Source organism: Duncaniella sp. C9 (genome assembly GCF_004803935.1).
Taxonomy (GTDB): Bacteria; Bacteroidota; Bacteroidia; order Bacteroidales; family Muribaculaceae; genus Duncaniella; species Duncaniella muris.
Genome location: NZ_CP039547.1, coordinates 2,924,559 through 2,941,371, shown reverse-complemented (window position 1 = coordinate 2,941,371; position 16,813 = coordinate 2,924,559). Strand labels below are relative to the sequence as shown.

Below are 16,813 nucleotides of genomic sequence, written 5' to 3'. Positions count from 1 at the left end.
TTCCTATATTAGTTTTATGATTATCCGTTAATCAATAGAGGTCGCGTGTCGATTCGGCTATGCCCGCGCCCGCGCTTTCCTCGTATGCGGTCTCCTCGGTTACGTCTGTGTATTCGAGGCGGTATTGGCTCTTGCGGTCTTTGTTCTGTCCCCGGCTGTCGGTGAGTATGCCTGTTATGTAGGGGTTGCCGAGGTCGGGGTGGCGCAACAGGCTCTCACGCGCTATCTCGGTGGCTTGCCTGTCGTATTCTATCACGGTGCGTTTCAATTCGTCGTTGAAGTCCTTTACCTTTTGCAGTTCCTCCGCGTCTCCGGGACGGCGGTCGGCAAGTGCCATCGGCTGCAGGTGCTTTTCTTTTAGCAGTATGCGGATGTCTCCCTCGTCGCTCACGGCCAAGACCTCTTGCATATTGTCGGGGTCATATTTGATGCTCCACCGCAGGTGTGCGTATTTTCTGAATTCGAGGTCGAAGCTGTCGTATGTCCTGCGCTCTCCGAGAAGCCGGACGTTGAGGCCGCTGCCCTCCAGTGTGTTCTTGTAGCCTGTCTCCTGCCCGAAGTTCAGCAGGTAGCTTTCAATCGGCATCGGCAGAAGTCGGTCGGCGGGTATGCGGCTGAATCCGGCCACATATTCCTCGCGCTTGGCGGCGCGTTCCGATTCGATGATCCATTCTATCTGCGCCCTTACCCCGGCCTCGTCGGGTATCTGCCCCTTGTGCGCGTTGAGCCATTCCATATTGGGCTGGCTCTCCTTGCGTGAGGTTATGCCGTAGCCGCTCCAGTTGCCGGAGCATTTTTTAGCGTATTTGTGGTTGAGCCGTCTGAAATACGGCTCTATCGGCTTGGCCTTTGCGTTGCCTACCTCTGCCGGGGTTACATGTTCGGCCATGCCGTAGGTCGGAAGCATAATCTTGATTTGGTAGTTGTCGCTCTGTATCTGAACAGGCCGCAGACGTTGGCCGAAAAGTTCTGCCGTGTGGTTGGTGGCTTTGCGAAGCGCGGCCTTTATCAGTTCCGGGCTTTCTTGATAGCCTGTGGCGTAGCCTATCGGGTATTTGTTGAAAGGATCGAGTACCACTACCACCGTCATGCGGTTGCAGTATGTGGTACGACCGCCGCGCTTCCCCTCGGTGCGCTTTTTGTAGTATAGCTCCACCGTCCATCCGTCGAGCGACCAGAACAGCATCGGCGCGGTCGGTGCAAAGCGTTTGTTCTGCATTCCGTAGCGGTTCATATATTCCTTTGCTCCGTGCCGTCCGGCGTTCACAAGCCATCCGAGTTTCTGCAGCCATACCAACATCGTCCGGCGCGTCACTTTCGGCCATCCGAAAGCCTCGCATACCGTATTGTAGTAGTCGGCCACCTCCTGTCCGTCGAGGTTGGTATGATGCTCCAAGAATTTGGTGAGCCATGCCACCTGCTCCGGGGTCGCTACCCTCGCGGCGTTCTTGTTGCGGAACTTACCCGAAATCAACACCTCGTAATTGGGCTGGCCTCCTCTGAAATATTCTTGATATTTGCGTTGCAGCACTCGCGGGTTCTCCGGGAGGCTGTGCGGGTAGATGTCGGCCACGCGGGGCAGGTCTTTGGCGCGAGCTTCCCAAAATTCGCTCATCTTTACCCGGCGGCTCTTGCCGACTTTTTTCTGTTCGGCGGCTGCATCCATAAGCATTTTATGGCAAGCGTTGAGTATCGAGGCGGAGTTGGTGTAGAGCATCCGTTTCTCGTCGCTCAGTCCCCTCGCTCCCTCGATGCTCACTCCCTCGTAGTAGGAAGCGGCTATCTGATCTATCACGATTATGTCAATGAATGCCCGCGCCTTTGCCTGTGCCTCCGGGTCTACATACCGCCGCTTTACCTCTGCCCGGTGTTCCGTCGGTAAGGTCTCGACATCGTATAATGCAGTAGTACCGTAACAGCCACGCCTTAGGGTTCTAATCACACCTTTCCGTTTGTAGTAGTCAAGGTTTGATTTAGTCATAATGCCGTCGGTTAGTTCCGCTTGGCTTATTCCAAGTGAGCCGCCGTAATACTCCATATTTTTTGTAATTTTGTAGTCGTTAATTCTTTAATCGCTCTTTATGAAAAAGCCCGCTATCATCAAGCCGTGGGAGATTGCCTTTTGCGTAATCTATTATGGACGATACTCACTGTTTCAGAATCGACCGTTAGTCCACGAGACTCTAAAAAACATAGCACATCTTCAAGACTGCGAGTATTACGCACCTGCGATACCTGCCATTCTTTCTGAATCTGTCGCCAAAGGCTTAAAAGACGGTTCAGAATTGTGGGTTGAAGATCACTTCTTCCGTTCCGGAGAGAAGCCGCCAATGCCTCGATATATGTTCGCCCGTCTGATTGCTTCTGTTTTTCAGCGGTATGGACAAAATACCGATATGCCATTCTGCGTCTGTCAACGGGGGATAGCAGAGATGCGAGCTCTTGGGCAGTGCACATGGCCTTTGGAGGATTGTAATACTTGACCATACCTCAAAGCGACTGCGCCACCTCCTGTATGGCTGTTATTTCGGTTACTTTCGGGTTCTGCCACTGGCCTCTGACCGCGCCGCACTTGTCGCGTACCTCTACAAGCCCGGTGTCGAAGCATCCCTCCAACGTCGCTCCGTTCTCAAAAGACTGCACCATGTAGCGGTGCATCTTTTCGTCAGCGTCTCGGCGGTTGGTGATATAGATTGTGTCGAATTCCGGCGCGATTACCATTTGCGGGTTGCCGCGCTCTATCGCTGCCTTGCGGATGCGCTTGTGTATGTCATTACTTTTGCGGTATTTTACCGCTTCCCACACGGTTACGCCTGAGCAGCCGATCATCTTCTGCAGATACTTGCGTTCCTCCGGGGTGATTACGATGATTCTTTTACGTTCCATTATTTTTTGAGTTTGGTGATTTGGTTTCCTATACTTGTTATCTGTTCCTCCAAGATTCCGAGGGCGTGGCAGACCGTGCCATATACCCGGCTGTCGGCAAACTCCTTTTCGGTCTGCAAGCGAGCCTCGATGAAGTCGGCCACTCCCGTTATCTCGTCGTGAGCCTTTATCAAGGGGCGTTTGACCCCCTGTAAGGCTTCTATGTATTCCTCCGTTGTAATCATGGCTCAGTCTTCAAATTGGCTATGAAGTCCCACAGCGATGTTATACATTTCCTGCTTGGTCTCAAATTCCCAAGTGTGTGCGAGATTCCCTATCGCGTTGGTTGAGTGGCGTGTCGGGCTTCCGTGCAGAATATCATCGGCGAGGTGTTCTACCGTGTGGCGCAGATATTCCTTTGCGCTCTCCTCGGTTGTGTCCGGGTGCGCGAGTTGTGTCAGCATATCGCGGTAGAAGTTGCGCAGGAGATGCCGCTTGTATATATCCTCGCATTTCCAGCCGAGGTGATATGTGAAGTCCTCTCCAAGAGCTTTCATGTTCACCTGTATTTTGCCATTCTCATTTTCAAGGCGGTTCGCTACTATGCGCTGCACAAGGTTTAGAGCCTTCCGTTCCGTGGTGTTGTTCGCTTCCGTTGTCATATTCCTTTCGGTTCTTTACTGTTATCTCGCCAAATTTTAGTACCTTTGGCGGCTGTTAAAATTTTAATTCGCTGCAAAGTTAAACAAGAAATCTCGCCTATGCAAGAAATCTCGCAAGAAAAATCACCTATAAAGCAAAAAATATTGCTTTATCTCGCTGAAATAGGCATGTCTGCCGCCGATTTTTACCGAAAATCGGGAGTAACGAGAGGTGTATTAGCGCAAAATAACGGAATCAGCGAAGACAACATCTCTCGCTTTTTCAAGTGTTTTCCCGAAGTCAATCCGTCGTGGTTGATTTTGGGAGTAGGGAATATGACGCTGGATCAACCCTTAAATCAAGAATCACAGGAGCAAAAGCAAGAAATCTCGCCTACGCAAGAAGCACCGCAATTCTTTTCGGAGTTGTTGGCGACAATCGAAAGGCAAGCAAAGGAGATAGGACGGTTAGAGGCTGAATTGGCCGAAACAAAAAAACACGCGGAGCGTCTTGCCGCTCTTGTAAACACAGATTCTACTGCGCATGTAGGGTGATTGGCTTCGCTCTGATACCGTTTAAGTTCATCCACCGCGACCGCTGACAGGCCGCTTTTTCATCGCTTTTATTTATTTTTCGCGGCTTTTAAGGCTTATAGCCTTTGTATTCTGCACAGTTTCAGTTGGTTACAGTGCTTTATCGGCTTGGAATTACCCCGCTTTTTGTGGTATTATAGGGGGTGTTATCGCGTGAAATTGCCCGATTTTTAGCCGATTTTTGGCCGTATAGGGGTTTGAACCTATCTTAAAATGGTACTGAAAACTATGTCCAACACTATGTCCAAGCCTATGTGCAACACAAATTTTTGATGATTTTCGGTTGAAACGACGGGTACGAATATCGGTGGCAATTATCCCGGCGCATGGCGTTCAAATGGTCTTTAATCGGTAGTCAATCGCCGCTCAAATAGCCTTTAATGCGCGGCGGCATATCTATTCACGGCCACAGCCCGCCACACGCCTATAAATGGCCGTATTTCCGCGCATTTAGCCGCGCCACGGCCTTTCTATCATCCTACGGAACAACGACCGCCACAGGCCACCGACGCGCTCCATGCAGACGAACACGCAATAAAAAAGGCCGCGCCACAAGCACGACCGCACACAATCCAATATCAATCCAACCTCCTATCCAAACAACCGCCCGGAAAATCCAAGCAAAATCCAAGCAAATGTACTTTTCGTTTTTTCGGCCATTTCACGACATCGCGCCGTAACTCACTGAAACATCGCGGCTTCCGACCTCCGACCGCTCACTCAACATTGCACGTTTCGTTTTACCGCCCATAGTAGCAGCATATCTTTATCCTGAAAAACTCTATTCGGATTTCGAGCAGCTCAACTATTACCACAATGTGGAAGACTATCGGGTGATGAATGTGAGGACCTATATAGAGGACATGACCAACTACCGTCTGCGGGCCGCCCGGAACTTCAAGTGGGAAGTCCGCGCCGACATCAGTTATCGTGGCAACAGACTTTCCGTGACATATTTCCGCGAGAATATGACAGATGGTTTCCGCAGTTCCGGATTTGTTCATACTTATACATATAACCGCTACGATGCTTCCGGCTTCGACCCATACGCCGCCGGACGCGCTCCGCTGATCGAGGATCTGCCTTATCAGACCGAGACCTACCTTGCAGTGAGAAGCAAGACAACCAACGGCAGCCGCACATTGAAAGAGGGTGTGGAATACACTCTGCAGTCGCGCCGTCTGCCCGTCATCAACACACGTCTGACAATTTCCGGCGCATTCTTCAGCACCACCAACAGTAACAGTCAGTCGCTGTGGTACAAGCCAAGCATCATAGCCAACGGCCGGGAGCTGCAGTATGTAGGACTTTATGATGACCTTGACGGCAACAACTACCGCAGCGTCAACACCAATATACTTTTTGACACCGATCTCCCGCGGCTCGGACTGAATTTTTCGATCGGTGTGCAGAATCTTTGGCTGACCTCGCGTAAGACTTTGCGACGCGATGGAATTCCGGTGCAGTACATGGATGTAAACGGTGCCATACATCCTTATACCGATGAATGTCTGTCGGATCCATACCTGAAACAGCTGGTGCGCAATTTCACCGAAAGTTCATTTGTCAGACAGAATGTGCCGGCAGAGACAAGCGTCAATTTCAAAGCCACAAAGACATTCTGGCAGAAGCGGGTAGGGCTGGCGGTCTACGTCAACCGTCTGGTGTACATAGCGCCTGACTATGAACGCTACGGAATCACCATCCGCCGTTACTCCACTCCATATTTCGGGATGGAGCTCAATCTCAAAATATAGGAATCAATCAAAATCATCAAAATAACCAATTATCATGACATCAAACAAAATTCAGATCAAGAATCTGTTTCTGAGTGTGGCTCTGTGTGCCGCAATGGGACTGAGTGTGGCTTCATGTTCAGATGATGACAACACCGTGGTGACTTATCCGGTTGTCATTGCTCCTACTTATCCCGCAGAACTTCCGTCATCCTACACGGTAGAATCCGGGACTATAACTTACAAAGAACTGAATTCCGGTCGCTCATATACATTTGAACTCCCTCTGACCGACTCAGATGTGATTCCTGCCGGAACCTATGACATCGACGGACAGATGGAGGTAAGTTTCGTCAATGACGAGGGCGCCAGCGTGACACGCACACTTCGTGCCGTGGCATCTCAGCAGGTCATCAGCTCTTCAGCCCAGTCAGCAAGTCTCAAATGGTTCTTCTATAATCCATCCAATACACTCGTATTCGGTGAAATCTACTTTGCCGGCTCGCTCAACGCGGCAGGAACTAATGGTCTCTATGACACATATTTCACTATCTATAACAATACCGACGAGGTGCAGTATGCCGACGGCATTGCGATTGTTGAAAGCAAGCTGCTGAACACTGATGCCAATGTGATCGTTACCCCAGCCAATCAGCGTGAAGCCAATTTCACAGCGCAGACCGTGTATGTTATTCCCGGCAGCGGTCAGGATGTAGCCATTGCCCCCGGCGAGTCAATCAAGATCGTCGATCAGGCTATTGACTGGACAGCCCAGGTGCCCGGAGCTCTCAATCACACCGATGCTGATTTTGAATGGTATGATGAATCGATTTCCGCCTCGGTGAAGGATACCGACAATCCTGATGTTCCCAACCTTGACAAATGGTATTCCTACTCGCCGACAATCTGGATTGCAAGCAACCAGTGCAACCGTTCCTATGCGCTTGTTCGTTTTCCCGAAGGCATGACAGCCGAACAGTATCTCGCCGAGTATGACGGAACATATAAATATATCAGCAGTGTGACTCAGAAGGAAATGACCGGAACAAAATGTTATCTTGTCAAATATGACTGGATCATCGACGGTGTTAACCTCTGTCCGGTTGAAAGCTGGATACAGGGAGCTTTGAGCACATCTGTTGACGCAAGCTATGCCGCTATCTCTGAGGCTAAGACTGACAAGAACCGTTTCGGTAAGAAGTTTGTCCGCAAAGTGGCCGGAGTGTCAGCCGCCGGCAATACCGTGCTGATGGACACCAACGATTCTGCCAGGGATTTTGAAATTGTTTCAGCGAAATAACAGATTAACGAAGTAAAAACAGATCGATGTCGGAAGTCTCTGGATTTCAATACAGCCTGGCTATAATAGCTGTAGCCATGATCCCTTCATTCGGGGTCATGGCGCAGCCTTTGTCTCTGTCTGAGCTTCAACGGCTCTCTCAGCCGGTAAATGCCGCGCTGATGCAGAGATATGAGAGCAATCCGGCTGCAATGCTGTTTCGTGACAGCGTTTCGCTTTCGTCATTTGCCATAAGCGGAGAGTATGACCGTCAGGACAAGCCGGTGATGGAACAACTTGGCGATGGATCCGATCTGTTAGGAGTTTCGGCCGGATCATATACCCGTCTGGGAGCCGAAAGGGTGGTCTGGGGCAATGCTTCGTTTGTGACCGGAACCTATCGTTCGGTCAGATGGACTGACTGCATAGACTATAACCGCGTGGCTCCTTATGTGCTGGGTGATGAAGCCGGTGGTGACCTGAGCACCCGCAGCTATAGATTTTCCGGAGGCTATGCCTGCGGTTTTTCCAGATGGACAGTCGGCGTTCACGCTGCGTACAGAGCTGAGATTGCCTACCGTAACCGTGATCCGAGAGTCAAGACCGTTGTCTCTGACATTGACATCGCTCTGGGTGGCGGCTATACGGTGAATGATCACAGTGTCATCGGGCTGAATGCCGGAGTGAATATCTATAATCAGAACTGTGATCTCGATTTTTATAATCCGCTGAATGAAATAAACACCTACACCCTGACCGGTATGGGCACTTATTACCGGCGCTTTATGGGCAATGCCAACAAAAACAGCGGTTATTCATCGTTCGGCTATAATATTGGGTTTCAGTGGCTGCCTGTTTCCGGCCAAGGCTTTGCAGCGACCATTGGCTATACCGGTTACCGGATGGAGCAGCAGTTGCGCAACTATAATAATCTGACCCTCGGCTATACCGGCAATGATATTATTGATCTTGGCATTTCATACCGTCTTCAGTTCGGCGGAGGAATCATGATCCAGCCCACAATTGACGGCAATATGTTTCGGCGCAAGGGCACTGAAAATATATTCGGGTCTTCAGCCGGATCAAGCTATGACCGCATAGGCAGCAGTTCGCCGTATAGATTCGAAAGCTCCCACTTTGGGCTTTCTTTTCCAGTGCGGTTTGAGAAAGGAAACTCAAGCATGACGCTCACCCCTGACATAGCCTATGAATCAGAGAAGGAGAGCTATGCCGATCCGTTGCGCCGTCTGGGGGCAAGCCATGTCATATCAGGGTTTGATGCTGATTTTTCAGCCGTTTCAGGCAAAAGCTGGCTCTGGAATCTTTCAGCCGGAGTCTCCTATGCCAAAGCAGATCCGAAAGAAGAAATTCTGACAGATCTTGAACCGGACACTCCGCTTGGGCAATGTGTGCTGTCAAACTATTCGATGCTCAAAGCCGACCGCACCGCATTCAATGTCTCGGCGGGGATATCGCGGCCTGTAATGAATTTCATTGTTTCTCTCAGGGTGGCATACCGGCTGACTGACTATATAGGTGAAGGACTCCGCCACGGTGCCGCAGTCACACTCGCAGCTGAATTCTGACAAATAGTAAGTAAGAGGATGTTATTAAAAACGGCCTCTAAATGTAATTTAAGAAAACTTGATAATGAACCATGATTCTGAATCGGTGATATCTGTAAAAAATCTGACTCAGCGCTACGGCACAGGGCGGATCATCTACAGTGACCTGAGCTTCGAAGTACCTAAAGGTCGTATTCTCGGCCTGCTGGGTAAAAACGGCACAGGAAAGACCACCACAATAAATATACTTATGGGCTACCTGCGCCCGCAGAAAGGCGAGTGCAGGATATTCGGTGAAAAAATCACAGAAATGTCACCGGCGACCCGTGCAAGGATCGCATTGCTGATCGAAGGCCATGTGCAGTATGCGTTCATGACAATCGAGCAGATAGAGCGTTTCTATTCACGGTTCTATCCGAAATGGAACAGGGATGCCTATTATGAACTCATGAACAAGCTCCATGTGTCGCTAGGCCAGAAGATTTCATCCATGTCATGCGGACAGCGCTCGCAGGTGGCACTCGGTCTGATTCTCGCACAGAATGCCGATCTGCTTGTGCTTGATGACTTTTCTCTTGGCCTTGATCCCGGCTACCGCAGATTGTTTACAGACTATCTGCGTGAATTTGCCAAAGCTGAGGAGAAGACCGTATTCATGACATCACATATCATCCAGGATCTTGAACGACTGATTGATGACTGCATCATACTTGACTATGGCAAGATCCTTACCCAGATGCCGGTCGATGAGCTTCTGCGTGACTTTTGCCGCTACACTCTTCAGACAGACATGTCTGTTGAGAAATTCTTGGCTGACAGTCTGTTTGTCAATCCTGGCAAGATCAAGGATGAACTCGAATTCTATACATTCAAACCGATTGATGAAGTCAGAGCGGCCCTTGGCTCTCTCGGAGTCGATTCCGGAAGCCTTGTCCGTCAGGACATGTCGCTCGAAGACGCCTTCATCGGACTCACCGGAAAATATTGATACTGAAAAAATGGAAAGAGCTCTGATATTCAAAGAATGGGTAAAGACCCGGATGGTCTTCTTCATATCTCTTGGGCTGGCTGTGTGCATAGGCCTTTATACGGTCGCGATGATGAACCGGCTGATCGAACTCAAAGGAGTAGAGCATCTGTGGCTCATAATACTGCTCAAAGACAATACGTTCATTGACATGATCAAATACGTGCCTCTGCTTGTAGGTCTGGCCGTTGGAGTAGCGCAGATGGCTCCGGAGATGGCGCAGAAACGCCTGAAACTTACTCTACACCTGCCTTACCCTCAGCGCAGGCTTGTTGGGCTGATGCTTCTGACCGGTCTGGCGGAATTGCTGACAATCTATTTTGTGCAGGCACTGATTATCATGGTCTATGATTTCAGAATACTCCCGTCAGAACTTGTAGTGCGTGTGATGCTGACCACTCTCCCTTGGTATTTTGCCGGTTTCACAGCCTATCTGTTTGTTACGGCTGTCTGTCTCGAAGGCACCTGGAAGCGTCGTATAGTTCTCTCTCTTCTGGCTATCGCGGTGCTGATAATGTATTTTCTTCAGCCTGCACCTGAGGCCTACAACGGAATGCTCATCCTTATAATCATAACAGTTGTTCTTCTGACCGTTCTTTCTTTCGGCTCGATCATAAGGTTTAAGGAGGGCCGTCAGGATTAACCGACACTGAAAAATCATGAAAAAAGCATATACAATATTACTCGTGACGCTGAGCGTCATTGTCCTCTCGTGGTTTCTTCCCTGGCTCTATTCACTTCTGTTTCCGGTGGGGGCCTCTGATCCGTTTATCGCATACTCACCGATAAGCGACCGGATGATCGTGTCAGAAAGAACCGGCGAGAAGGAATCCGTGATCTATCCGCTTGATGCCGATGGAGTTCGCGAGGAAGGAGTGGTCTATACGAAAGAGCAGCGCGATTCGCTTCTGCCCCAGCTCTATTTCACTCAGCTTGTGGCCCGCGAGCAGATGCCTGATTCGATCAACGGCATTGAGATCTCCATTCCGCTGCTTAAACATAACTCCTGGGTTTTTACATCGTCGCCTCGCGACATCAACAAGCGTTTTGCCGATGTCTATCTTATAATGGAATCCATGCCGGCGCGTATTGATCTTGAAGATCCTACTGAAGTATTCCGATTTCGTGACGGTCGTGTGGAATTCATCGAGATGGAGACCAATCAGATCAATCAGGCAAGAAGCAAAAGATTTACCGAAATATTCAATGACCGCGGGTTCACTTTGCCAGTGAAAAGTTTCTCGGCCAATATCACAAGCCGAAAAGCTTATGACGAAGGCTATCTTATGGTCGATGACAACGGTGATATATTCCATATGAAGATGCAGGCCGGCAGACCTTATATGTCGAAAGTGCGCAAACCTGACTCGATCAGAGCTGCCCATGTGTTTATAATGGAAAATATTGACAAGGAAGCTATCGGACTGATGTCAGATGAAACCCATAATCTCTATCTCATAGAGCGCGATGGCTATCGTCTGTGTCAGCTGCCCGTCGGGAAGGTCGATCCTGAGAAAGACCGGTTTTCCGTGGTCAAAAACCTATTCAATATCATAGTGAGAGTCTCGAACCAGGATGGAACCCGCTGGAGTGCGCTTGATGCCGATGACTATTCTCTGCTGGCAAGCTATGCCAAGACAAGCGAGAAGAGCATGGTGGCAAAAATCGGATCCTATATCTTCCCTTACACTCTGTCATTTACATCGACGTCAGACTGCTATGCCACTCCGCGCATTGAATCTTTCTCCTGGGCGGCATTTGTTCTGAATGCTATGTTTGCGCTTGTGATTTTCATAGTTTACCGCAGACGGACGGCAGATGCCATATGCCGTCCTGCGTTAGCATCGCTTGTCACTCTCGTATTCGGAATTTTTGCTTTCATTCCGTTCATCATTATAAGAAATTGAAAAATATCAATCATTAATCAAAAATAAAAACAGAAAGAAAATGAAGAAAACATCAATCTTTACGCTTCTGGCAGTCTTATGCCTTGCAATGGTTTCTTGCGGAGGAGCGTCTAATTCCGCTTCAACCGATGACGCAGCCGGAGCAATCAGTGTAGATCAGCTTCTTGCCGATGCTGAAAACCTTGTAGGTGACACAATCGAGATCGAAGGCGTGTGCTCACATCTTTGCCGTCACGGCGGTCGTAAGGCATTCGTGGTAGGATCGGCTGACAGTGTGCTTATCCGCTGCGAGGCCTTTCCTCTTATGGGCGAACCGTTTCCGAAGTCTACAATCCATCAGCCCATCCGTGTCAAGGGTGTGGTTTGTGAGGAGCGCATCGACGAAGCTGCTATTCAGAATATGATCCGTCAGTATGAAGAGGCTCAGAAAGCGGCTGCTGAAGCAGGCGAAGAGTCTCAGGCTGAAGTTGAAAGCGGATGCGCTACAGAACGCGCGGCCCAGGGACAGAAAAATCTGACTGCCTTTGATGACCGTATCGCTGACTATCGTGCCAAAATCGCAGCCCGTCAGGAAAAGGAAGGCAAGCCTTATCTGTCATTCTATTGCCTCCAGGCAATTTCTTATGAAATTCTTCCGGAGTAAGAACCGGTTTTGAAATCAGATTGTCTGTCCGGACAAAATCAACTCCTTGCTGCAGAATTCTGTGGCAGGGAGTTTTGTCTGTATGAGTTAACTGGATATCGTCGGCCTGCACAACCTCTTTGTTTTATGTTTTAAAGAATGCTATGAGGCGAATTTGGACGTTAATTTGAAAAGATTAATCAATCCCGTTATGAAAAGACTATTAATAATCGTATCAATGTTGCTCTTGTGTCTGAATATTCCGGCACAAGAAGCTGATTCCGGCATTCGATTGGAAACATTAGAATGTGATTCAACTGCAAATAATTCGTATCAGCAAGATACTGTTTCGCATGAGGCAAAAAATTCCAACACATCGATAGTCCGTGAACAAGTTTCACATTCGAAATTTGTTAGAATTACTTTTTTAGATGATTCATGCGACGCAACATACATCGTTAATAAAGGAATTAGACATTTTGAGTTGTCAGAGTACATGAAAAGCCAAACGAAAAAGCTTAATCAAATGTCTCTTGAGATATTAAAGGTCTTTTCAGAGGAAGAACTCGTGGATTTTAATAATAGAAAGACTAACATCAATTTTAGCTTTGGGTATATTTGTGTTGATTATCAATGCCATAACTATGTGCCATTGTACTGAATTTGTACTATTTAGACAGTTGGCTGAAAACAAATAGAAACGATTTATAGATAATTTGCGGTAGTTAACTTTATTTATTTGCCTTATTTTTCTTCTTTCGGTGGTAAGGTTGGTGTCGGGATATGGGCTGGTGAAAAGAAAAACTGATACGGACATTTCTCTTTTGCCCAGCACATATATAGGTTTGGTTCGGTATAGATGTATATATCTAAGGCTAAACCAAACCTATTTTCTCATAAGCTATTGACACGAGCCATAAAAAGTTGTAACTTTGCAGTTGAAAATAGCGGAGGCAGAGGCTTCTGATAACATAATTAATAGCGTTTGCTATTTGTTCCAATCAGAATGAAACGTCGGAAATTTTATTGTGTTATGAATGAGGAACAAGTCGCGAACGTCCGTGCATTGCATGGGCGTGACTTGCCGTTCATAACACCAATCCGACGGGTGCATTCTGGGCAGTCATTGCCCATGCTTTTGCATTCGTCGAATTTGATTTATGAGCATTGGCATTCGCACAAACGATATGCCAATGAACAAAATGGATTGGTAGGAGGTCTGATAACATTGGGGCTTCTTACCTCACAAGTCTCTGGGTACGCCCAAACATCCAATTTTGAAGAATCATCAGATATGATTTTTCAAGATACACAGCGGACTGTCAACACCTTGTCGATTGACAGTACATTAGTTTTCAATCAGTACAAACCTGAATGTTCTAAATTCAATGCTAAACAACTAATTTTACCAGGAGTTCTTATAGCTGTTGGTACTTTTGGAGTATACAATGGAGCATTCAAAAAGTTAGACACAAACATCAAAAATGGAATGGATAATCTGCGTGGAAATCATTTCTTCCGTGCCGATGATTATGTCCAATATCTTCCTGCCATAACGTATCTGACATTTGGATCAATCGGTATCAAATCAAAACATAGTTTTAAAGAGCGTGTCGTGGTGGAAGCTACCGCCTACTTAACCATGACGGCGTTTACAAATATCGGTAAATATTCATTCAAAGAAAAAAGACCGGATTCCAATGCAAGGAATTCGTTTCCCTCAGGACATACTGCCACCGTGTTTACCGGAGCAGAATTAATGAGAGAAGAATATGGGCTTGGTATGGGAATAGGGGCTTATAGCGTTGCTGTTGGTGTTGCTTTCCTGCGCCTTTATAACGGTCGCCATTGGCTAAACGATGTTATTGCGGGAGCAGGTGTAGGCATCCTATCTGCAAGGATAGGCTATTGGATGCTTCCGTTATATCAAAGATGGTTTAAATGGGACAGTCCATGTTCAGATATCATGGTCATATCACCAGTCTATAATCCTGCCGAGCATTCTTTCTCAATTAACTTGGCATACACCTTCTAATAATCATGCCAACGGTTTCCAAAGGTTAACCTTTGGCTCATTCGGGATATTTTCAGCGTTGACTTGTCAATGCGGCTCGGAAAATTCCCTAATGAGCTAAGGAATTTCTTGTCGGTGTAATTTCCACGACGGTGTTGTGGTTGTATTTTGCATTGGTTTTGATATTGATTTACGGAATGACTGAATGATTAAATGACTGAATGATTAGATGATTAGTCACTCAGTCATTTTGTCATCTAAATGATTAATCATTCAGTCATCAATTCATCGAATCATTTAATCATCCGGATGATTGGTCACTTTGTCATTCAGTCATTTCATCATTGATGTTAGAGGGCATTATTGGGTGATGAGGTTGTGGAGCGTTTTGGGATTACAGGTAATACCTAAACATAAACTCGCTCCACCCTAAAACGACCTCCTATGGCAATGAGAAAAACAAAGAGCGGTCACGGCAGTGACTGCGGTTTCGGCGGTGGCTTTTCGGAGAAAAAGGAATCCCGAAACATATCCTTGCACTCCTTTTTTTCTCATCGTCATAATGACGATAGTCAGTGTAATGACAGTATTCGTTTAAGTCAACACATCCACTGCAATGACTGTAGCAATTTAGTGATTATATCCGACCGTCGGGAGAGAGCCTTTTGAGGTAGTCAGAAGGTATCTTGCCGATTACGAAAATCCGATTTTTCTCATTGTCCCCCTTGCATTCTTTGCACTTTTGCACAATCAAGGGTCAGCTTCATCAAGGAATAAGGGTGTGTGGTATCTGTGTTATTTCAATATTACCCCGTGGCATTTTTGACACTTTGGCATTTTCAAAGTGTGCAAGAATGCAAGGTGTGCAATGGGATAATTCCTGAAAAATGTTGACTGACACCGCCACACTATCTGCATTTCCTGCATTTTCAAGTTCCAAAATGCGGATAATGCAGAAAATGCGAGCGTTTTTCATCGTTTTTTCTTTTCTCTGCCCTCATATATTGTCTTGGTTCGGATTTACCCTATATATACCCCCCGTACTGAACCAAACCAAAATTCATAGATGATGACCGCCGGAAAAAAGAAGAACCCTCCGATGTCGGTCGGAGAGTTCCAAAAGTGCCAAAGTGTCAAAAATGCCACGGGGTAAAATCTACATGCTGACCGCCTCGCAGTCATAGTCAAGGTCGCCGAGGCTGTTGATTGCGTCCTGCTTCTGCTGGTCAATGACGTGGAGATATTTCTCGGTCATCTTGATACTTGAATGTCCCATTAGAGAGGCAACGGTCTTGATATTCGCTCCTGCACCAAGCACATTTACAGCGAAACTGTGGCGGGCGCAATGCCATGTGATAGTCTTGTTGATTCCTGCTGCCTTTACCCATTTCTGCAAGCGTGTGATTGCGGTTGTGCGGTAGCAGGTGATATTGAATATCTTTTCGGATGTATGTTGTGCCGGTTTTCCGATGAGTTTAAGTAATGCGGGACTTAACGGGATTGTGACACCGCTGTGTGCGCTACGTCCCTCTGTCTTTTGCTGGTTGAAACGGAGTATCCTTGCCGAGAAATCGACATTGGCGTATGTGAGGCTCACTGCATCGCACCAGCGTATGCCAGTGAAGCAGCAAAATAGAAATGCTCGTTGCAGTGCCGTGTCCTCTCCTTCGTAATGGGTGGAGGCAAGATACTTGATTTCATCCATTGTCAGTATCTCTTTTTTCAGCGTGTTCACGTCACGGTGGATTACGATTCCTTTGCACGGATTCTTTTTCATCAGTCCTTCTTCTATCGCATGGAGAATTACGGTTCGGAACATATAGTATGACTTATGCGCTCCCTCTCCTTTGGCGACTTTCTTCAGATAGTCTGTGAAACTCGTCACCATTTCGGGTGTAATCAATTCCATGCGCAGAAACGATGTGTAACGTTGGAAGCGTGGTGTAGCCTCAAGGAATCTCATAAAGCGGTTGTAAGAGGTCTTGTAGGTAGTTCTCACTGGCTTTGAATACAACTCGTTCTCCCAATGTTTGCGGAAGTATTTGATAAAGTCGTTCTCACCGTCCTTTTTCAGTCGGTATCCCTCACGGTCTTCGAGAAATTCCTGCTCACGCTCAAACCGTATCTTCTCGGCGAGTGCGAGAGTATTCTTGTTTTGGGTGCGTTCCTGCTGGTTGCGAGGGTGTAGCCATATATAGAGGTTCAGCTCCTCTCGTTTGCGGATATGCTTGATTCTATATTTCGGTTTTCCTTTCATCGCCCCCTCGGTATAGAGGACATGGTTGCCGTTTTCATCAAGCACCGGGGTTTCGTTGCGTCTGAGATAATACTCCAACGCAAGGCTTGCCCGACCGTCCTGCAATTCGGACTGCACGAGTTTCGGGTTCTGTTTGTTCTTGCTTTCTACTTTAGCCATAGGTGATTATCTTTGTTTGATGCAAAGGTAATGAGGCGTAATCAAACGTGAAAACGGCTCACAACAGATATTAACAATCTAATCGTACTAATTGTGTACTAAATGCGAAAATAAGGGCAAATTAAGGCAAAAGCATAGAAATACTTT

Annotated in this window: 16 protein-coding genes; 10 read left to right on the top strand and 6 right to left on the bottom strand. The window is 47.4% G+C overall.

What is annotated here, in order from left to right:
- Window positions 1-31 precede the first annotated feature (31 nt).
- The 4 genes from E7745_RS12390 to E7745_RS12375 all read right to left on the bottom strand — a co-directional run bounded on the left by E7745_RS12390 (window position 32) and on the right by E7745_RS12375 (window position 3,527).
- Window positions 32-1,981 carry a hypothetical protein gene (locus E7745_RS12390; RefSeq protein ID WP_136408944.1) on the bottom strand — a complete coding sequence of 650 codons (1,950 nt, stop codon included), beginning with the start codon at window positions 1,979-1,981 and terminating at the stop codon, window positions 32-34.
- Between the two features lie 509 nt (window positions 1,982-2,490).
- Complete coding sequence (locus E7745_RS12385; RefSeq protein ID WP_136408943.1) at window positions 2,491-2,886, bottom strand: hypothetical protein; 396 nt, start codon at window positions 2,884-2,886, stop codon at window positions 2,491-2,493.
- Window positions 2,886-3,110 carry a hypothetical protein gene (locus E7745_RS12380; RefSeq protein ID WP_136408942.1) on the bottom strand — a complete coding sequence of 75 codons (225 nt, stop codon included), beginning with the start codon at window positions 3,108-3,110 and terminating at the stop codon, window positions 2,886-2,888. Before E7745_RS12380 ends, E7745_RS12385 begins: the two co-directional genes overlap by 1 nt.
- Window positions 3,111-3,113: 3 nt before the next feature.
- Window positions 3,114-3,527 (bottom strand): hypothetical protein, encoded by a 414-nt coding sequence (locus E7745_RS12375; protein ID WP_136408941.1) that lies wholly within the window; start codon window positions 3,525-3,527, stop codon window positions 3,114-3,116.
- Between the two features lie 45 nt (window positions 3,528-3,572).
- Between E7745_RS12375 and E7745_RS12370 the strand changes: the two genes are divergently transcribed.
- The 10 genes from E7745_RS12370 to E7745_RS12325 all read left to right on the top strand — a co-directional run bounded on the left by E7745_RS12370 (window position 3,573) and on the right by E7745_RS12325 (window position 14,271).
- Window positions 3,573-4,061, top strand: a complete 489-nt coding sequence (locus E7745_RS12370; RefSeq protein ID WP_133166555.1) for a transcriptional regulator — start codon at window positions 3,573-3,575, stop codon at window positions 4,059-4,061.
- Window positions 4,062-4,918: 857 nt separating this feature from the next.
- Window positions 4,919-5,857, top strand: coding sequence for a hypothetical protein (locus E7745_RS12365; protein WP_136408940.1), 939 nt, complete (start codon window positions 4,919-4,921; stop codon window positions 5,855-5,857).
- 34 nt (window positions 5,858-5,891) lie between these two features.
- Entirely contained in the window at window positions 5,892-7,136 is a 1,245-nt protein-coding gene (locus tag E7745_RS12360) for a DUF4876 domain-containing protein (RefSeq protein ID WP_136408939.1), read from the top strand.
- 26 nt (window positions 7,137-7,162) lie between these two features.
- Window positions 7,163-8,701 (top strand): DUF6850 family outer membrane beta-barrel protein, encoded by a 1,539-nt coding sequence (locus E7745_RS12355; protein ID WP_136408938.1) that lies wholly within the window; start codon window positions 7,163-7,165, stop codon window positions 8,699-8,701.
- A 64-nt stretch (window positions 8,702-8,765) separates the two neighbouring features.
- On the top strand, window positions 8,766-9,668 hold the full coding sequence (locus tag E7745_RS12350) for an ABC transporter ATP-binding protein (protein WP_136408937.1): 903 nt from the start codon (window positions 8,766-8,768) through the stop codon (window positions 9,666-9,668).
- A 10-nt stretch (window positions 9,669-9,678) separates the two neighbouring features.
- A complete protein-coding gene (locus E7745_RS12345) occupies window positions 9,679-10,350 on the top strand; it encodes a hypothetical protein (RefSeq protein ID WP_136408936.1) in 672 nt (223 codons plus the stop codon).
- 16 nt (window positions 10,351-10,366) lie between these two features.
- The gene (locus tag E7745_RS12340; protein WP_136408935.1) at window positions 10,367-11,614 is read left to right on the top strand and encodes a DUF4857 domain-containing protein; all 1,248 of its coding nucleotides are present in this window, start codon (window positions 10,367-10,369) and stop codon (window positions 11,612-11,614) included.
- A 40-nt stretch (window positions 11,615-11,654) separates the two neighbouring features.
- A complete protein-coding gene (locus E7745_RS12335) occupies window positions 11,655-12,257 on the top strand; it encodes a hypothetical protein (protein ID WP_123399272.1) in 603 nt (200 codons plus the stop codon).
- Between the two features lie 190 nt (window positions 12,258-12,447).
- Window positions 12,448-12,897, top strand: coding sequence for a hypothetical protein (locus E7745_RS12330; protein WP_136408934.1), 450 nt, complete (start codon window positions 12,448-12,450; stop codon window positions 12,895-12,897).
- 372 nt (window positions 12,898-13,269) lie between these two features.
- A complete protein-coding gene (locus E7745_RS12325) occupies window positions 13,270-14,271 on the top strand; it encodes a phosphatase PAP2 family protein (RefSeq protein ID WP_168182132.1) in 1,002 nt (333 codons plus the stop codon).
- A gap of 745 nt (window positions 14,272-15,016) precedes the next feature.
- On the opposite strand, the gene E7745_RS12320 is transcribed toward E7745_RS12325, so the two are convergent.
- Together E7745_RS12320 and E7745_RS12315 are read right to left on the bottom strand one after the other, a co-directional pair.
- The gene (locus tag E7745_RS12320; protein WP_136408932.1) at window positions 15,017-15,226 is read right to left on the bottom strand and encodes a hypothetical protein; all 210 of its coding nucleotides are present in this window, start codon (window positions 15,224-15,226) and stop codon (window positions 15,017-15,019) included.
- 180 nt (window positions 15,227-15,406) lie between these two features.
- Window positions 15,407-16,666, bottom strand: a complete 1,260-nt coding sequence (locus E7745_RS12315) for a site-specific integrase (protein WP_136408931.1) — start codon at window positions 16,664-16,666, stop codon at window positions 15,407-15,409.
- Between the last annotated feature and the right edge of the window lie 147 nt (window positions 16,667-16,813).